Genomic DNA, 15,148 nt, shown 5'->3' with positions numbered 1-15,148 from the left:
GCCGATCGCGATGACGGACGGCCTGCGCTTCGCGATCCGCGAAGGCGGCCGCACCGTCGGCGCCGGCGTCGTCGCCAAGATCACCAAGTAAGTAGCCCGCCTTCGGGCGCGCGAAAGCCGGATCTGATCTGAAGGGAGCGGGGCGAAAGCCCCGCTCTTTTTTTGCGCATTTTTTGCACAAAGGGCTTCCCCTGGGGCTGGCGATCGGATATGCTTGACAAGTTATCCCTTTGCATTCGAGCCCGATGGCTCGAGGCACACAGCGAAATGAGGTGCAGGAAGCGCTTCGAGTTCGCATACAAGGACGTTGCGGGATCGCATGACGGCAGAGTGACCGCTCTGTTGCCATTTGCGTTTTCGCGTTCTATACTTTTCCGTCTGGGCAGACCGATATCGTCGGTCTGCCCGGTCTTTTAGGGGCTGATTGGCCGGGCTTTCCCGGTAGCTGTCGACCCCTCGCAGTACCAGCAGTACCAAGGGTTGTGCGGAATGGTGAGAAGCCATTCCGAATCACAGAATCGTTCTTTAGATAACAGGACACGGTTTATGGCGAACCAAAAGATTCGCATCCGGCTCAAGGCGTTCGATCATCGTCTGATCGACCGTTCGGCCAGCGAAATCGTCGAGACGGCCAAGCGCACCGGCGCCACGGTCCTCGGCCCGATCCCGCTGCCGACCAAGATCGAGCGTTACACCATTCTGGTGTCGCCGCACGTCGACAAAGATGCCCGCGACCAGTACGAGACCCGTACCCACAAGCGCGTGCTCGATATCGTTGACCCCAACGACAAGACCGTGGACGCGCTCATGAAGCTTGATCTCGCCGCTGGCGTCGATGTTCAGATCAAGCTCGGCTGAGCGATAGACAGGATACGAAGATGAGTATCGGACTGGTTGGCCGCAAGTGCGGCATGAGCCGACTCTTCACTGAAGACGGACGCTCGATTCCGGTGACGCTGATTGAAGCCACCCCGAATCGCGTCACCCAGCTGAAGACGGAAGATAACGATGGCTACAGCGCTGTGCAGGTCGCGGCGGGCGTCAAGCGCGCCTCCCTGCTGACCCAGCCGCTGAAGGGTCACTACGCGAAGGCGAAGGTCGAGCCGGGTCGTGGTCTGTGGGAGTTCCGCGTGTCTGCCGAGGATCTCGGCAAGTACAGCGTGGGCACCGAGATCAAGGCCGATGACGTGTTCCAGGTGGGTCAGATCGTTGACGTCGCCGGCGTGTCGAAGGGCAAGGGCTTCCAGGGCACCATCAAGCGCCACAACTTCACCATGGGCGACGCTACCCACGGTAACTCGCTGTCGCATCGCGCGCCGGGTTCTATCGGTCAGCGCCAGACCCCGGGTCGCGTGTTCCCTGGCAAGAAGATGTCCGGCCACATGGGTGCGGTGAACCGCACGCAGCAGGGTCTGGAAGTGGTCAAGGTCGACGCCGAGCGTCATCTGATCGCGGTCAAGGGCGCTGTCCCCGGTGCTACCGGTGGCGACGTCGTGATCCGTCCGACCACCAAGGGTTGAGGAGAGACGCCATGGAACTGAATGTCATTGGCGCCAAGCCGCTCAACGTGTCGGACGAAGTGTTCGGCGGTGAGTTCAAGCAAGCCCTGGTCCACCAGGTGGTTGTCGCCTACCAGGCCGGCGGTCGCGCCGGTACCAAGGCGCAGCTGTCCCGCGGTGAGCTGTCGGGTACCACCAAGAAGTTCAAGAAGCAGAAGGGCGGCGGCGCCCGTCACGGCGACTACCGTGCCCCGATCTTCGTCGGCGGCGGTGTCACCTTCGCGGCCAAGCCCCGCAACTTCGAACAGAAGGTCAACCGCAAGGCCTATCGCGTGGCGCTGCGCTCCATTCTCGCGGAGCTCAATCGCCAGGGTCGCCTGAAGGTCGTCGAGAGCTTCGGCATCGACACCCCGAAGACCAAGTCGATGGTCGCCAAGCTGGCTGAGCTGCAGGTTTCCGGTCGCGTGCTGCTGGTGTCGGAAGACTCCAACGAAGCCACCTTCCTGGCCGCGCGCAACATCCCGTACATCCACGTGGTGGACGTGCTGGCGCTGAACCCGGTCAGCCTGGTCGGTTCGGACCACGTCGTCGTGACCGTCGATGCGGTGAAGAAGATCGAGGAGTGGCTGGCATGAGCAACGAACGCATTCTCAACACGCTGCGCGCGCCGCACATCTCCGAGAAGGCGGCCCGTCTTGCCGAGGGCAACCAGTACGTTTTCGTGGTCGCCCCCGACGCGACCAAGGCCGATGTCCGCGCGGCGGTGGAGCAGATGTTCGACGTCAAGGTCGAGCAGGTGAACCTCGTCAACGCCAAGGGCAAGGTCAAGTCCTTCCGTTTCCGCGCTGGCAACCGTCAGGGCAAGCGCAAGGCCTATGTGCGCCTGGCCGATGGGCAGACCATCGACGTGGCGGCCAAGGCCTGAGCCAGGAGTTGAATTGAGATGGCACTGATCACTCACAAGCCGACCTCGGCCGGACGCCGCGACGCAGTCAGCGTGCGTACCCCGGGCCTGCACAAGGGCGCGCCTTACGCGGCCTTGACCGAAGCCCAGACCAAGACCGGCGGTCGCAACCACTACGGTCGCATCACCGTTCGTCACCAGGGCGGCGGTCATAAGCAGCGTTACCGCATCATCGATTTCAAGCGCGACAAGGAAGGCATCGCCGCCCGCGTCGAGCGCATCGAATACGATCCGAACCGCACCGCGCATATCGCGCTGCTGTGCTACGCCGACGGCGAGCGCCGCTACATCATCGCTCCCAAGGGTGTGCAGGCGGGTGACCGCCTGGTGTCGGGCCACGACGCGCCGATCAAGCCCGGCAACAGCCTGCCGCTGCGTAATATCCCGGTCGGCTCGACCGTGCATTGCATCGAAATGAAGCCCGGCAAGGGCGCGCAGATCGCCCGCAGCGCCGGCGCCTCGGTGCAGCTGGTGGCCCGCGAGTCCGGTTACGCGACGCTCCGCCTGCGTTCCGGCGAAATGCGCCGCGTGCCGGTCGACTGCCGCGCCACCATCGGCGAAGTCGGCAACGGCGAGCACAGCTTGAAGAAGCTGGGCAAGGCCGGTGCCAAGCGTTGGCAGGGTATCCGCCCGACCGTTCGCGGTGTGGCGATGAACCCGGTCGACCATCCGCACGGTGGTGGTGAAGGCAAGACCTCCGGCGGCCGGCATCCGGTCAGCCCGTGGGGTACGCCGGCCAAGGGCTACAAGACCCGTAACAACAAGCGCACGCAGCAGTTCATCGTGCGTCGTCGCAAGTAATAGGAAACCGTCATGCCGCGTTCATTGAAGAAAGGTCCGTTCGTCGACCTTCACCTCGTGAAGAAGGTGGAAGCTGCGGTTTCCACCAATAACAAGCGTCCGATCAAGACCTGGTCGCGCCGCTCGATGATTCTGCCGGAAATGGTGGGATTGACCATCGCCATCCACAACGGTCGCCAGCACGTGCCGGTGCTCGTCAACGAGAACATGGTCGGGCATAAGCTCGGCGAGTTCGCGGTGACCCGCACCTTCAAGGGCCATGGCGGCGATAAGAAGGGCAAGTGATGAGCACCGAAGCCAAAGCAATCCTGCGCAGCGCCCGCATTTCGGCGCAGAAGGTGCGCCTGGTGGCTGACCTGGTCCGCGGCATGCCCGTGGGCCGCGCCAGCGACGTGCTCCAGTTCACCAACAAGAAGGCCGCGCACATTGTCCGCAAGGTGCTGCTGTCGGCCGTCGCCAATGCCGAGAACAACCTCGGCGCCGACGTGGACGAGCTGAAGATCGCTCGCATCTTTGTCGACGAAGGTCCGGCGATGAAGCGCATGTACGCCCGCGCCAAAGGCCGCGGTTCTCGCATCCTGAAGCGCACGAGCCACATCACTGTGGTCGTTGGCAACTGACTGGGGATATAGACGATGGGTCATAAAGTTCATCCCACCGGTATCCGCCTCGGCATTGCCAAGGACTGGAACTCGAAGTGGTACGCCAATAAGGGCGAATACGCCCAGTACCTCGCCGCCGACCTGAAGGTCCGCGAGATGCTGCGCAAGAAGCTGGCCCAGGCCGGCATCTCGAAGATCCAGATCGAGCGTCCGGCCAAGACCGCGCGCGTGACGATCCACACCGCCCGTCCGGGCGTGGTGATCGGCAAGAAGGGCGAGGACATCGAGAAGCTGCGCAAGGAAGTCAGCCAGCTGATGGGCGTCCCGGCGCACATCAACGTCAGCGAAGTGCGCAAGCCCGAGCTCGACGCGCAGCTGGTGGCCGAGTCGATCGCGCAGCAGCTCGAGCGCCGCATCATGTTCCGCCGCGCCATGAAGCGCTCGGTCGGCAACGCGATGCGCCTTGGCGCCCTGGGCATCAAGATCAACGTGTCCGGCCGTCTGAACGGCGCCGAGATCGCGCGCTCCGAGTGGGCCCGCGAAGGCCGCGTGCCGCTGCATACCCTGCGTGCGGACATCGACTACGGCTTCGCCGAAGCGCACACCACCTACGGTGTCATCGGCATCAAGGTGTGGATCTACAAGGGCGAAGTCTTCGACCTGTCCCAGGTGGGCCAGGAAGCGAAGGAAGAGCCGTCGCAGCCGCGCCGCGAAGGTGGCGAGGGTCGTCGTGAATCGCGTCGCGAGGGCGGTGAAGGCCGTCGCGAGCGGACGGCGAAGTAAGGAGAGTTGCCATGCTGCAACCCAAGCGAACCAAATTCCGCAAGCAGTTCAAGGGCCGCAACGACGGTCTGGCATTCAGCTCGAACCTCGTGAGCTTCGGCGAATACGGCCTCAAGGCCACCACGCACGGCGCGCTCACCGCGCGCCAGATCGAGGCGGCTCGTCGCTGCATCACGCGCTTCGTGAAGCGCGGCGGCAAGCTGTGGATCCGCGTGTTCCCGGACAAGCCGATCACCAAGAAGCCGATCGAAGTCCGAATGGGCGCCGGTAAGGGTGGTGTCGAGTACTGGGTCGCTCCGATCCAGCCGGGCCGCATGCTCTATGAAATCGAGGGCGTCGACGAGGCCACGGCACGCGAGGCGTTCCGCCTGGCCGCCGCCAAGCTCTCGGTCCAGACCCAGTTCGTATCCCGGGCGGTGATGTGATGGACATCAAAGATCTGATCAACAAATCGGCCGACGAGCTGAAGCAGCACCTGCTGGACCTGCGCAAGGAGCAGTTCAACCTGCGCATGCAGAAGGGCACCGGCCAGCTCAACCAGCCGCACCAGCTGCGCCGCGTTCGGCGCGATATCGCCCGCGCGAAGTTCGCGCTCGGCGGCAAGAAGTAAGGACGGCGGACATGAGCGATAACGAAAAGCAGGCGCGCACCCTCGAGGGCCGCGTCATCAGCAACAAGATGGACAAGACGGTTACCGTCCTGATCGAGCGCCAGGTGCAGCACGGCCTGCTGGGCAAGATCATCCGCCGGTCGACCAAGCTGCACGCGCAGGACGACCTCGGTGCGAACGAGGGCGACCTGGTGCGCATCGCGGAATGCCGTCCGCTGTCCAAGACCAAGCATCACCGCGTGGTCGAAATCGTCACTCGCGCGGTCGGCTAAGGGGAGGGTGCAGACATGATTCAGATGCAAAGCACGCTTTCCGCGGCGGACAACAGCGGTGCGAAGGAACTGATGTGCATCAAGGTGCTCGGCGGCTCCAAGCGCCGTTACGCCGCGATCGGTGACGTGATCAAGGTCACCGTGAAGGATGCCATCCCGCGTGGCAAGGTGAAGAAGGGCGAGGTGTACAACGCCGTGGTGGTCCGTACCGCCAAGGGTGTGCGTCGTCCGGACGGCTCGCTGATCCGTTTCGACGGCAACGCGGCGGTCCTTCTCAACAACAAGCTCGAGCCGATCGGCACCCGTATCTTCGGACCGGTCACTCGCGAGCTGCGCAGCGAGCGCTTCATGAAGATCGTCTCGCTCGCACCCGAAGTGCTCTGAGCGGAGAACAGACATGAACCGTATCCGCAAGGGTGATCAGGTCATCGTGATCACCGGCAAGAACAAAGGTCAGCGCGGCGACGTGCTGCGCGTGGATGGCGATCGCGTGTTCGTCTCCAACGTGAACCTGGTCAAGCGCCACACCAAGCCGAATCCGCAGGCCAACCAGGCCGGCGGCATCGTCGAGCGTGAGGCCTCGATCCATATCTCCAATGTGCAGCTGTTCAACCCCGCTCAGAACAAGGGTGAACGCGTGGGCTTCAAGACGCTCGAAGATGGGCGCAAGGTCCGCGTGTTCAGTTCTGGCGAGGTCGTGGACGCGTAAGGAACACAAGTCATGACGCGCCTTGAAAAGTTTTACAAAGACGAAGTGGTCAAGAAGCTCACCGAGCGCTTTGGCTACGACAACGTGATGCAGGTTCCCCGCATCACCAAGATCACGCTGAACATGGGCGTGGGCGAAGCGGCGGGCAACAAGAAAGTGCTCGAGAACGCCGTGGCCGACATGGCCAAGATCTCCGGCCAGAAGCCGATCCAGACCAAGGCGCGCGTATCCGTCGCCTCGTTCAAGATCCGCGACGGCTGGCCGATCGGCTGCAAGGTCACCCTGCGCCGCGCCCAGATGTGGGAATTCCTGGATCGCCTGATCAATATCTCGCTGCCCCGTACCCGCGACTTCCGCGGTGTGTCGGGCCGCGCCTTCGATGGCCGTGGTAACTACAACTTCGGCATCAAGGAACAGATCATCTTCCCGGAAATCGACTTCGACGCCGTCGACGCGATGCGCGGTATGGATATTTCCATCACCACCACCGCCAAGTCGGACGAAGAGGCCAAGGCCCTGCTGGAAGCCTTCAGCTTCCCGTTCCGCAACTAAGAGAGCCGCGAGAGATTTATGGCCAAGACCTCCATGATTAACCGCGACCTCAAGCGGACCAAGATCGCCAAGAAGTACGCCGCCAAGCGTGCGGAACTGAAGGCGATCGTGCTGAGCCCCAAGGCGTCTTACGACGAGAAGATGGAGGCCCAGACCAAGCTGCAGAAGTTGCCGCGCGACGCCAGCCCGACTCGCCAGCGCACCCGTTGCGCCCTGACCGGTCGTCCGCGCGCCGTGTACGCGAAGTTCGGCCTCGGCCGCAACAAGCTGCGCGAAGCCACCATGCGTGGCGACGTCCCCGGCCTGCGCAAGTCCAGCTGGTAAGACCCGCAATACGACCTGCCCGGGCATGCCCGGGCAGGTTCTTATGTCCGGGGGCGGGCCGTTCCTGAGCCGCCGCCGATGCGAAACGCGTGCCGTTATTCGCAAAATCGGAAAAGAGCTGTTATAGTCGTCCTTCTGCGCAAAGCAGACCGGCGCCTATGCCGGCTTACAACTCAATATTGATTTCCGGTTTTATCGGATATCGGTGCACTCTGAAGGATGTTTTTCATGAGCATGACTGATCCCATCGCCGATCTGTTTACGCGCATCCGCAATGCCCAGGCTACGGGCAAGCAGGCTGTCAGCGTGCCGTCGTCGAAGCTGAAGGTGGCGATCGCCAACCTTCTCAAGAACGAGGGCTACATCCTCGACGCCAAGACCTCCTCCCAGGAAGGCAAGCCGGTGCTCGAGATCAAGCTCAAGTATTTCGAAGGCCGTCCGGCCATCGAGAGTATTTCCCGCGTCAGCCGCTCGGGCCTCCGCGTGTACCGCGGCAAGGACCAGCTGCCGAAGGTCCTTGGTGGCCTGGGTATCTCGATCATCTCGACGTCCGCCGGTCTGCTGACCGACGCCCAGGCTCGCGCCAAGGGTCTCGGCGGCGAAATCATCGGCCAGGTCGCCTAAGGAGCCGACGATGTCCCGTGTAGCCAAGAAGATCATCAATCTGCCCAAGGGCGTCGAGCTGAAGGCTGGCGTTGAAGGCATCTCCGTCAAGGGCCCGAAGGGCACCCTGTCCACGCATAACCTGCCGGGCGTGTCCGTGGCCGTCGATAACGGCAACGTGAGCATCGTGCTGGCCGAGGGCGCCGACCACAAGTTCGGCGGCACCGCGCGCGCGCTGCTGGCCAACATGGTCAAGGGCGTGTCCGACGGCTACGAGCGCAAGCTCGAGCTGGTCGGCGTGGGTTACCGCGCCGCCATGCAGGGCAAGGCGCTGAACCTGAGCCTGGGCTTCTCCCATCCGGTCGTGTTCAACGCCCCGGAAGGCATCACGCTGGAGACCCCGACGCAGACCGAGATCCTGATCAAGGGTTCGGACAAGCAGCTCGTGGGCGAAGTGGCCGCCAAGATCCGTGGTTATCGTCCGCCGGAACCCTACAAGGGCAAGGGCGTGCGCTATGCCGGCGAGAAGATCACCCTGAAGGAAGCCAAGAAGGCCTAAGGCGCTGAAAAGCGCGTGCCTATCCGCTTCCTGGAGAGAACACGATGAACAAGAACGAATCCCGCCTGCGTCGCGCCAAGTCCACCCGCTCGCACATCCGCAAGCTGGGTGTGGCCCGCCTGTCCGTGCATCGCACCGGCCAGCACCTCTATGCCCAGGTGTTCGACGCCTCGGGCAAGAACGTGGTTGCCGCCGCTTCGACGGTGCAGAAGTCGATCGCCGAGGGCCTGAAGGGCACCAAGAACATCGAAGCCGCCACCGCCGTGGGCAAGGCGATCGCCGAGCGCGCCAAGGCCGCCGGCATCGAGGCCGTGGCCTTCGATCGCTCGGGCTTCCGCTATCACGGTCGCATCAAGGCTCTGGCCGATGCGGCTCGCGAAGCCGGCCTGAAGTTCTAAGACCCAGGGGCAGGGCTGTCCGCAGCGCCTGCCCCGCTCGCTGTACCTACAACTCCAAGCGGCTCAGCCGCAAGCAGAAGTCCCGGATCTTCCGGGCATGACGGAAACGAATATGTCTTCTAACGATCGCGAAAATTCAGACGGCCTGCTCGAGAAGCTGATCGCCGTCAACCGCGTGGCCAAGACCGTCAAGGGCGGCCGCCAGATGAGCTTCACCGCGCTGACCGTGGTCGGTGACGGCGAAGGCCGCGTCGGCTTCGGCTACGGCAAGGCCCGCGAAGTGCCGGTGGCCATCTCCAAGGCCATGGATCGCGCCCGCCGCAACATGGTTTCGGTCGACCTGAACAACGGCACCCTGTGGTACGCCGTGAAGGCCAACCACGGCGCCGCGCGCGTGTTCATGCAGCCGGCTTCCGAAGGTACCGGCGTGATCGCCGGCGGCGCGATGCGCGCCGTGCTGGAAGTGGTCGGCGTCAAGAACGTGCTGGCCAAGGCCGTCGGTTCGCGCAACCCGATCAACCTGGTGCGCGCCACCATCAAGGGCCTGCAGGCTGTCGCTTCGCCGAAGCAGATCGCTGCCAAGCGCGGCAAGACCGTTGAAGAGGTGCTGGGCAATGGCTAACAACGAAAAGACCGTCCGCGTCCGCCTGGTCAAGGGCCTGCGCGGCGTGCAGAGCCGTCATCGCCTGAGCGTCAAGGCGCTCGGCCTGAACAAGCTCAACGACGTCCGTGAACTGAAGGACAGCCCGCAGGTGCGTGGCCTGATCAACACGGTCTATTACCTGGTCCGGGTCGAAGAATAACTTTTGAAGAGTCCGGCCAGGATGGCCGGGATTTCGGGCAGGACGCCCGTATTGAGGACATTGATCATGCGTCTGAATGACATCAAGCCGGCCGCCGGCTCCCGCAAGACCCGCCTGCGCGTGGGTCGCGGTATCGGTTCGGGCCTGGGCAAGACCGCCGGCCGCGGCCACAAGGGTCAGCACGCCCGCGCGGGCGGCACCCACAAGTTCGGCTTCGAGGGCGGCCAGATGCCGCTGCAGCGTCGCCTGCCGAAGGTCGGCTTCCGCTCGAAGACCAAGGCCGAGAGCCAGGAAGTCTTCCTGTACCAGCTGGCCAACCTCAAGGCCGACGTGATCGACGTGGTCGTCCTGCACCAGGCCGGCCTGATCGACAGCCGCGCCAAGAAGGTCAAGGTCGTCGCCAAGGGCGAGATCGGTCGCGCCGTGAAGCTGTCGGGCGTGCTGGCCACGGCCGGCGCCAAGGCAGCGATCGAAGCTGCCGGCGGCAGCGTGGAGTAATCACGTGGCGGCAGCCAAGGGCCCTTCGCTCGGATCGCTCGGCAAGCTGACCGAACTGCGTCAGCGCATCTTCTTCGTGATTGGTGCGCTGATCGTCTTTCGTCTCGGTTCGTTCATTCCCGTTCCGGGCGTCAACCCGGAAGCGATGACCAGCCTGATTGAATCGGGCGGCGGCCTGATGAACATGTTCAACATGTTCTCGGGCGGTTCGCTGGCCCGCTTCTCGGTGTTCGCGCTCGGCGTGGTGCCGTATATCTCGGCATCCATCGTGGTGCAGATGATGGGAGCGGTGATTCCCAGCCTGCAGGCGCTGCGCAAGGAGGGTGAGTCCGGTCGTCGCAAGATGACTACCTACACCCGCTTCGGCACGGTCGGCCTGGCGGCCTTCCAGGCCTTCGGCATCGCCGTGGCGCTGCAGAAGCAGGTCGCCAACGGTGGCGCGCCGGTGGTCTATACGCCGGGCATGGGCTTCATCATGGCCTCGGTCGTCGGCCTTACCGCCGGCACCATGTTCCTGATGTGGCTGGGCGAGCAGATCACCGAGCGCGGCATCGGCAACGGCATTTCGCTGCTGATCTTCGCCGGCATCGTGGCGGGCCTGCCCGGCGCGGTGGCGCACACGCTGACCATGGCCAGCAATGGCGAGCTCAGCGTGATCAAGATGATCCTGGTGGTCGGCCTGATCCTGGCCGTGACGGCCTTCGTGGTGTTCATGGAGCGTGCCCAACGGCAGATCACCGTGAACTACGCGAGGCGCTCGGGCGGGCAGCGGGCCTACATGAACCAGACCTCGCACCTGCCGCTGAAGATCAACATGTCGGGCGTGATCCCGCCGATCTTCGCCTCGAGCCTGCTGATGTTCCCGGCCACGGCTGCCACCTGGCTCACCGCCGGCAACCAGTCGCGCTGGCTGCAGGAGCTCACCCAGGCGCTGACGCCGGGCGAGCCGCTGTACGACATCGTTTTTGCGGTCCTGGTCATCACCTTCGCCTTCTTCTATACGGCGATCGTGTTCAATTCCCAGGAAACCGCGGACAACCTCAAGCGGTCGGGTGCGCTGATTCCAGGCATCCGTCCGGGTCGCTCGACGGCCGACTACATCGACAGCGTGATGACCCGCCTCACCGGCGTCGGCGCGCTGTACCTGGTGCTGGTCTGTCTGGTGCCGTCGTTCATGCAAAAGGCTTGGCACGTTCCGTTCTACTTCGGCGGCACCTCTCTGCTGATCGTGGTGGTCGTGGTGATGGACTTCACTGCTCAGGTGCAGGCGCATCTGGTCAGTCACCAATATGAAAGTCTGCTCAAGAAGGCCAATCTCCGCCGCAACTGAGGCTGCTGGGGCGTCGGAGAGGGGTCTAAATCGGAGGGCGGCGGCACTAAGGGCCGCAGGGCTTTCCTGTCGGGATAATTCAGGTTAGAATTGCGCGTTTACCGCGCAAGAAACGCATCGGAGAAAGTACATCATGGCGCGCATCGCGGGTGTCAATTTGCCGGTCCACAAGCACGTGTGGGTTGGCCTGCAAAGCATTTACGGCATCGGCCGCAACCGGGCCAAGAAGGTCTGCGCGGACGCTGGCGTGGTTCCCTCCACGCCGATCAAGTCCCTCAGCGAGGGCGAGGTGGAGAAGCTCCGCCAGGAAATCGGCAAGTACGTCGTCGAAGGCGACCTGCGCCGCGAAGTCGGTATCGCCATCAAGCGCTTGATGGACCTGGGTTGCTACCGTGGCCTGCGTCATCGCCGCGGCCTGCCGGTGCGCGGCCAGCGCACGCGTACCAACGCTCGCACCCGCAAGGGTCCGCGTCGCGCGATCAAGAAGTAACGGATTCCTATCATGGCTAAGCCCGTCAAGACCAAGAAGAAGATCAAGCGCGTTGTCACGGATGCCGTGGCCCACGTGCAGGCCTCCTTCAACAACACCATCGTCACCATCACCGATCGCCAGGGCAACGCCCTGTCGTGGGCCACTGCTGGCGGCGCGGGTTTCCGCGGCTCCCGCAAGTCCACCCCGTTCGCTGCCCAGGTGGCCGCCGAGAAGGCCGGCCGCGCTGCTGGCGACTACGGCGTGAAGACGGTGGAAGTGCGTATCAAGGGCCCCGGCCCGGGCCGCGAGTCGGCCGTGCGTTCGCTGAACGCGCTGGGCTACAAGGTCCTGAACATCATCGACGTCACGCCGATTCCGCATAACGGCTGCCGTCCCCCCAAGAAGCGTCGAGTCTAAGGAGCTATAGACCATGGCACGTTATCGTGGAGCTACCTGCAAACTCGCGCGTCGTGAGGGTTCGGACCTCAGCCTGAAGTCCCCGGCGCGCGCCATCGACTCCAAGTGCAAGCTGGAGAACAAGCCCGGCCAGCATGGCGCCAACAAGCGCATGCGCATGTCGGACTACGCGCTGCAGCTGCGTGAGAAGCAGAAGGTCAAGCGCATCTATGGTGTGCTCGAGCGTCAGTTCAGCAACTACTACAGCAAGGCCTCGACCCTGAAGGGCAACACCGGCGAGAACCTGCTGCGCCTGCTGGAAAGCCGTCTGGACAACGTCGTTTACCGCATGGGCTTCGCGGTCACCCGCGCCCAGGCCCGCCAGCTGGTCAGCCACAAGGCGGTGCTGGTCAACGGCAAGAAGGTGAACATCCCGTCCTATCAGGTCCGTCCGGGCGACCAGGTCGCGCTGACCGAGCGTGCGCGCACCCAGCTGCGCGTGCAGGAAGCGGCGACCGTGTTCGACACCATGGACCTGCGTCCGCAGTGGGTCGAAGTGGACGCCAAGAAGTTCGAGGGCACCTTCAAGGCTGTGCCGGATCGTGGCGATCTGCCGTCCGACATCAACGAAAGCCTGATCGTCGAGCTTTATTCGAAGTAATTACCGGAGCACTGCATGGCAGTTTCGTCAACTAGCGTGCTGCGGCCTCGCGGCCTCAGCGTCGAGCAGCTCGCACCGAACCGCGCCAAGGTGGTGGTCGAGCCGCTCGAGCGTGGTTTCGGCCACACCCTGGGCAACGCGCTCCGTCGCGTGTTGCTCTCCTCGATCCCCGGCAGCGCCATTGTCGAGGTCGAGATCGACGGCGTGCTTCACGAGTACACCACCCTCGAGGGCCTGCAGGAGGACGTGATCGAAGTCCTGCTCAACCTCAAGGAAGTGGCCATCCGCCAGCATACGGGCGACGAAGTCACGCTGACCCTGTCCAAGAAGGGCAAGGGCGTGGTCACGGCCGGTGACATCACGGTCGACCACACGGTGGAGATCGTCAATCCCGAGCACGTGATCTGCCACCTGACCAAGGACATCTCGCTCAACATGCGCCTGAAGGTGCGTCGCGGCGTCGGCTACCAGCCGGCCAGTTCGCGCCAGCATCCGGACGAGGAAGCTCGTCCGATCGGTCGCCTGCAGCTGGATGCCTCGTTCGCGCCGGTGCTGCGCGTGGCTTACGAAGTGGATGCGGCTCGTGTCGAGCAGCGCACCAACCTCGACAAGCTCGTGCTGGACATCGAGACCAACGGCACCATCGGTGCGGAAGACGCGGTCCGCAAGGCCGCCGAGATCCTCAACGACCAGCTGTCGGTGTTCGGTGACTTCTCGCGTCGCGAGAGCGCCACCGACAAGGCGGAGAAGGGCGGGTTCGATCCGCTGCTGCTGCGTCCGATCGACGATCTGGAGCTCACCGTGCGTTCGGCGAACTGCCTGAAGGCCGAGAGCATCTACTACATCGGCGACCTGGTGCAGAAGACCGAGGTCGAGCTGCTGAAGACGCCGAACCTGGGCAAGAAGTCGCTGACCGAGATCAAGGACGTCCTTGGCGGTCGTGGCCTGGCCCTGGGCATGAAGCTCGAGAACTGGCCGCCGCCGGGCCTGTCGCACGGCATGCAGCTGGGCTGATGCAATAAGCGGGGCGATCGGTTTTCGATCGCCCCGTGCATTTGAAAGATCCGGCGGATGCCATGCGCAGTTCTACCGGAAGCTGGAAGCGGTCCATAGAGGCCGCGCTCTTATAACGAGGCGTTCTTAGAGCCTTGAATAGCGGGTAACCGCGGGAAGCCGGTCATTCCGACCGGTTTTTCATAACAACAGACATAGAGAGTAAACGTCATGCGCCACCAGAAATCCGGTCGCAAGCTCAACCGTACGAGCAGCCACCGCGAAGCCATGTTCCGCAACATGGCCGCCTCGCTGATCAAGCACGAGCTGATCCGCACCACCCTGCCGAAGGCCAAGGAACTGCGCCGCGTCGCCGAGCCGCTCATCACGCTCGCCAAGACCGACGGCGTCGCCAACCGCCGCCTCGCTTTCTCGCGCCTGCGCGACAAGGAAGCCGTGGGCAAGCTGTTCGTGCAGCTCGGCCCGCGCTACAGCCAGCGTCCGGGCGGCTACCTGCGCATCCTCAAGTGCGGCTTCCGTCCGGGCGACAACGCCCCGATGGCTTATGTCGAGCTGGTGGATCGTCCGCGCGGCGAAGCCGTCGACGCCGAGTAAGACCAGGCTCAACGCAAGCCATACCAGAACCCCGGTCGGTATCCGACCGGGGTTTTTCTTTTCGGTTCCGGCTGCCGAAGACCGTCGAAACATGTCGAAACATGTCGAAACATTTAGACGGCCATAGGCCGAAAGCGTGCTGACAGCGCTCCAGTGAGCGGGTAATGTCGCCGTTCCGCACTGCAACAGTCCGCTGGCCATGAATCCACTCCGCTGGTCGTACCGCACCTCTTTCCTCATCGGCTTCCTGATCTGCGCCGCCCTGCTCGGATTCGCGCTCTACGCCGAATACGGGCTGCACATGGAGCCCTGTCCGCTGTGCATCTTCCAGCGCATCGCCTTCATGGTGATGGGCGTATTCTTCCTGGTCGGCGCCATCCATGGTCCCAAGGGCAAAGCTGCGCGCTGGACCTATGCGGTGGGCGCGATCCTGGGCGGCATCGGCGGCATCGCCACCGCGGCACGCCACCTGTGGATCCAGACCCTGCCGGCCGACCAGATCCCCGCCTGCGGCCCGAATCTCGGCTACATGATGGACGCGTTCCCCATGGCCAAGGTGCTGAAGATGGTGTTCACCGGCTCGGGCGAATGCGCCAAGGTCGAACCCATCCTCGGCCTGCCGATGCCGGCGTGGACCCTGCTCTGGTACGTGGCGCTGCTGGCACTGGTGCTGGTCGCCGCCACCCGCCGCGCGCGGCAATGAA

Annotated in this window: 28 protein-coding genes and 1 pseudogene; all 29 read left to right on the top strand. The window is 63.7% G+C overall.

Going from position 1 to position 15,148, the window contains the following annotated elements; all coding sequences use genetic code 11:
* A pseudogene (locus BM172_RS18560) lies at nt 1–91 on the top strand (hypothetical protein); the annotation flags it as partial.
* Between the two features lie 455 nt (nt 92–546).
* Complete coding sequence (rpsJ, locus tag BM172_RS18555) at nt 547–858, top strand: 30S ribosomal protein S10 (RefSeq protein ID WP_014402136.1); 312 nt, start codon at nt 547–549, stop codon at nt 856–858.
* Between the two features lie 20 nt (nt 859–878).
* On the top strand, nt 879–1,520 hold the full coding sequence (gene rplC / locus BM172_RS18550; RefSeq protein WP_026635831.1) for a 50S ribosomal protein L3: 642 nt from the start codon (nt 879–881) through the stop codon (nt 1,518–1,520).
* Nucleotides 1,521–1,531: 11 nt separating this feature from the next.
* On the top strand, nt 1,532–2,134 hold the full coding sequence (gene rplD / locus BM172_RS18545) for a 50S ribosomal protein L4 (RefSeq protein ID WP_026635832.1): 603 nt from the start codon (nt 1,532–1,534) through the stop codon (nt 2,132–2,134).
* Entirely contained in the window at nt 2,131–2,424 is a 294-nt protein-coding gene (gene rplW / locus BM172_RS18540) for a 50S ribosomal protein L23 (protein WP_026635833.1), read from the top strand. Before rplD ends, rplW begins: the two co-directional genes overlap by 4 nt.
* Before the next feature lie 18 nt (nt 2,425–2,442).
* Entirely contained in the window at nt 2,443–3,264 is an 822-nt protein-coding gene (gene rplB, locus BM172_RS18535) for a 50S ribosomal protein L2 (protein ID WP_026635834.1), read from the top strand.
* Between the two features lie 12 nt (nt 3,265–3,276).
* The gene (gene rpsS / locus BM172_RS18530; protein WP_026635835.1) at nt 3,277–3,549 is read left to right on the top strand and encodes a 30S ribosomal protein S19; all 273 of its coding nucleotides are present in this window, start codon (nt 3,277–3,279) and stop codon (nt 3,547–3,549) included.
* Nucleotides 3,549–3,884: a 50S ribosomal protein L22 gene (rplV, locus tag BM172_RS18525; protein ID WP_026635836.1), complete on the top strand. Its 336-nt coding sequence runs from the start codon at nt 3,549–3,551 to the stop codon at nt 3,882–3,884. The genes rpsS and rplV overlap by 1 nt, the downstream gene beginning before the upstream one ends.
* Before the next feature lie 15 nt (nt 3,885–3,899).
* Complete coding sequence (rpsC, locus tag BM172_RS18520) at nt 3,900–4,649, top strand: 30S ribosomal protein S3 (RefSeq protein WP_026635837.1); 750 nt, start codon at nt 3,900–3,902, stop codon at nt 4,647–4,649.
* Nucleotides 4,650–4,660: 11 nt separating this feature from the next.
* Entirely contained in the window at nt 4,661–5,074 is a 414-nt protein-coding gene (rplP, locus tag BM172_RS18515; protein WP_026635838.1) for a 50S ribosomal protein L16, read from the top strand.
* On the top strand, nt 5,074–5,259 hold the full coding sequence (rpmC, locus tag BM172_RS18510; protein WP_026635839.1) for a 50S ribosomal protein L29: 186 nt from the start codon (nt 5,074–5,076) through the stop codon (nt 5,257–5,259). The genes rplP and rpmC overlap by 1 nt, the downstream gene beginning before the upstream one ends.
* Before the next feature lie 11 nt (nt 5,260–5,270).
* Nucleotides 5,271–5,531, top strand: a complete 261-nt coding sequence (gene rpsQ, locus BM172_RS18505) for a 30S ribosomal protein S17 (RefSeq protein ID WP_026635840.1) — start codon at nt 5,271–5,273, stop codon at nt 5,529–5,531.
* A gap of 15 nt (nt 5,532–5,546) precedes the next feature.
* The gene (gene rplN / locus BM172_RS18500) at nt 5,547–5,915 is read left to right on the top strand and encodes a 50S ribosomal protein L14 (protein WP_026635841.1); all 369 of its coding nucleotides are present in this window, start codon (nt 5,547–5,549) and stop codon (nt 5,913–5,915) included.
* 13 nt (nt 5,916–5,928) lie between these two features.
* Complete coding sequence (gene rplX, locus BM172_RS18495; RefSeq protein ID WP_026635842.1) at nt 5,929–6,240, top strand: 50S ribosomal protein L24; 312 nt, start codon at nt 5,929–5,931, stop codon at nt 6,238–6,240.
* Nucleotides 6,241–6,252: 12 nt separating this feature from the next.
* On the top strand, nt 6,253–6,792 hold the full coding sequence (rplE, locus tag BM172_RS18490; protein ID WP_026635843.1) for a 50S ribosomal protein L5: 540 nt from the start codon (nt 6,253–6,255) through the stop codon (nt 6,790–6,792).
* 18 nt (nt 6,793–6,810) lie between these two features.
* The gene (gene rpsN, locus BM172_RS18485) at nt 6,811–7,116 is read left to right on the top strand and encodes a 30S ribosomal protein S14 (protein WP_026635844.1); all 306 of its coding nucleotides are present in this window, start codon (nt 6,811–6,813) and stop codon (nt 7,114–7,116) included.
* Between the two features lie 228 nt (nt 7,117–7,344).
* Nucleotides 7,345–7,740 carry a 30S ribosomal protein S8 gene (rpsH, locus tag BM172_RS18480; RefSeq protein ID WP_026635845.1) on the top strand — a complete coding sequence of 132 codons (396 nt, stop codon included), beginning with the start codon at nt 7,345–7,347 and terminating at the stop codon, nt 7,738–7,740.
* Nucleotides 7,741–7,750: 10 nt separating this feature from the next.
* Nucleotides 7,751–8,278 carry a 50S ribosomal protein L6 gene (gene rplF, locus BM172_RS18475; RefSeq protein ID WP_026635846.1) on the top strand — a complete coding sequence of 176 codons (528 nt, stop codon included), beginning with the start codon at nt 7,751–7,753 and terminating at the stop codon, nt 8,276–8,278.
* 44 nt (nt 8,279–8,322) lie between these two features.
* Nucleotides 8,323–8,676 (top strand): 50S ribosomal protein L18, encoded by a 354-nt coding sequence (rplR, locus tag BM172_RS18470; protein ID WP_026635847.1) that lies wholly within the window; start codon nt 8,323–8,325, stop codon nt 8,674–8,676.
* A gap of 112 nt (nt 8,677–8,788) precedes the next feature.
* Nucleotides 8,789–9,298 (top strand): 30S ribosomal protein S5, encoded by a 510-nt coding sequence (gene rpsE, locus BM172_RS18465; protein ID WP_026635848.1) that lies wholly within the window; start codon nt 8,789–8,791, stop codon nt 9,296–9,298.
* Nucleotides 9,291–9,479: a 50S ribosomal protein L30 gene (rpmD, locus tag BM172_RS18460; protein ID WP_026635849.1), complete on the top strand. Its 189-nt coding sequence runs from the start codon at nt 9,291–9,293 to the stop codon at nt 9,477–9,479. Before rpsE ends, rpmD begins: the two co-directional genes overlap by 8 nt.
* Nucleotides 9,480–9,539: 60 nt before the next feature.
* Nucleotides 9,540–9,977: a 50S ribosomal protein L15 gene (rplO, locus tag BM172_RS18455; RefSeq protein WP_177218836.1), complete on the top strand. Its 438-nt coding sequence runs from the start codon at nt 9,540–9,542 to the stop codon at nt 9,975–9,977.
* Nucleotides 9,978–9,981: 4 nt separating this feature from the next.
* Nucleotides 9,982–11,307 (top strand): preprotein translocase subunit SecY, encoded by a 1,326-nt coding sequence (secY, locus tag BM172_RS18450; RefSeq protein ID WP_026635851.1) that lies wholly within the window; start codon nt 9,982–9,984, stop codon nt 11,305–11,307.
* A 133-nt stretch (nt 11,308–11,440) separates the two neighbouring features.
* Complete coding sequence (rpsM, locus tag BM172_RS18445) at nt 11,441–11,797, top strand: 30S ribosomal protein S13 (RefSeq protein ID WP_026635852.1); 357 nt, start codon at nt 11,441–11,443, stop codon at nt 11,795–11,797.
* Nucleotides 11,798–11,809: 12 nt separating this feature from the next.
* Nucleotides 11,810–12,196 (top strand): 30S ribosomal protein S11, encoded by a 387-nt coding sequence (rpsK, locus tag BM172_RS18440; protein WP_007513384.1) that lies wholly within the window; start codon nt 11,810–11,812, stop codon nt 12,194–12,196.
* A 13-nt stretch (nt 12,197–12,209) separates the two neighbouring features.
* The gene (gene rpsD, locus BM172_RS18435; RefSeq protein ID WP_026635853.1) at nt 12,210–12,836 is read left to right on the top strand and encodes a 30S ribosomal protein S4; all 627 of its coding nucleotides are present in this window, start codon (nt 12,210–12,212) and stop codon (nt 12,834–12,836) included.
* A 15-nt stretch (nt 12,837–12,851) separates the two neighbouring features.
* Nucleotides 12,852–13,850, top strand: coding sequence for a DNA-directed RNA polymerase subunit alpha (locus BM172_RS18430; protein ID WP_026635854.1), 999 nt, complete (start codon nt 12,852–12,854; stop codon nt 13,848–13,850).
* A 210-nt stretch (nt 13,851–14,060) separates the two neighbouring features.
* The gene (gene rplQ, locus BM172_RS18425) at nt 14,061–14,444 is read left to right on the top strand and encodes a 50S ribosomal protein L17 (protein WP_026635855.1); all 384 of its coding nucleotides are present in this window, start codon (nt 14,061–14,063) and stop codon (nt 14,442–14,444) included.
* A 199-nt stretch (nt 14,445–14,643) separates the two neighbouring features.
* Nucleotides 14,644–15,147, top strand: a complete 504-nt coding sequence (locus BM172_RS18420) for a disulfide bond formation protein B (RefSeq protein WP_026635856.1) — start codon at nt 14,644–14,646, stop codon at nt 15,145–15,147.
* Nucleotide 15,148: the final 1 nt, after the last annotated feature.

Source organism: Dyella marensis (assembly GCF_900112865.1).
GTDB classification, from domain to species: Bacteria; Pseudomonadota; Gammaproteobacteria; order Xanthomonadales; family Rhodanobacteraceae; genus Dyella_D; species Dyella_D marensis_A.
Note: the sequence above shows the minus strand (reverse complement) of the source record. Positions and strands in the feature narration are given on the sequence as shown.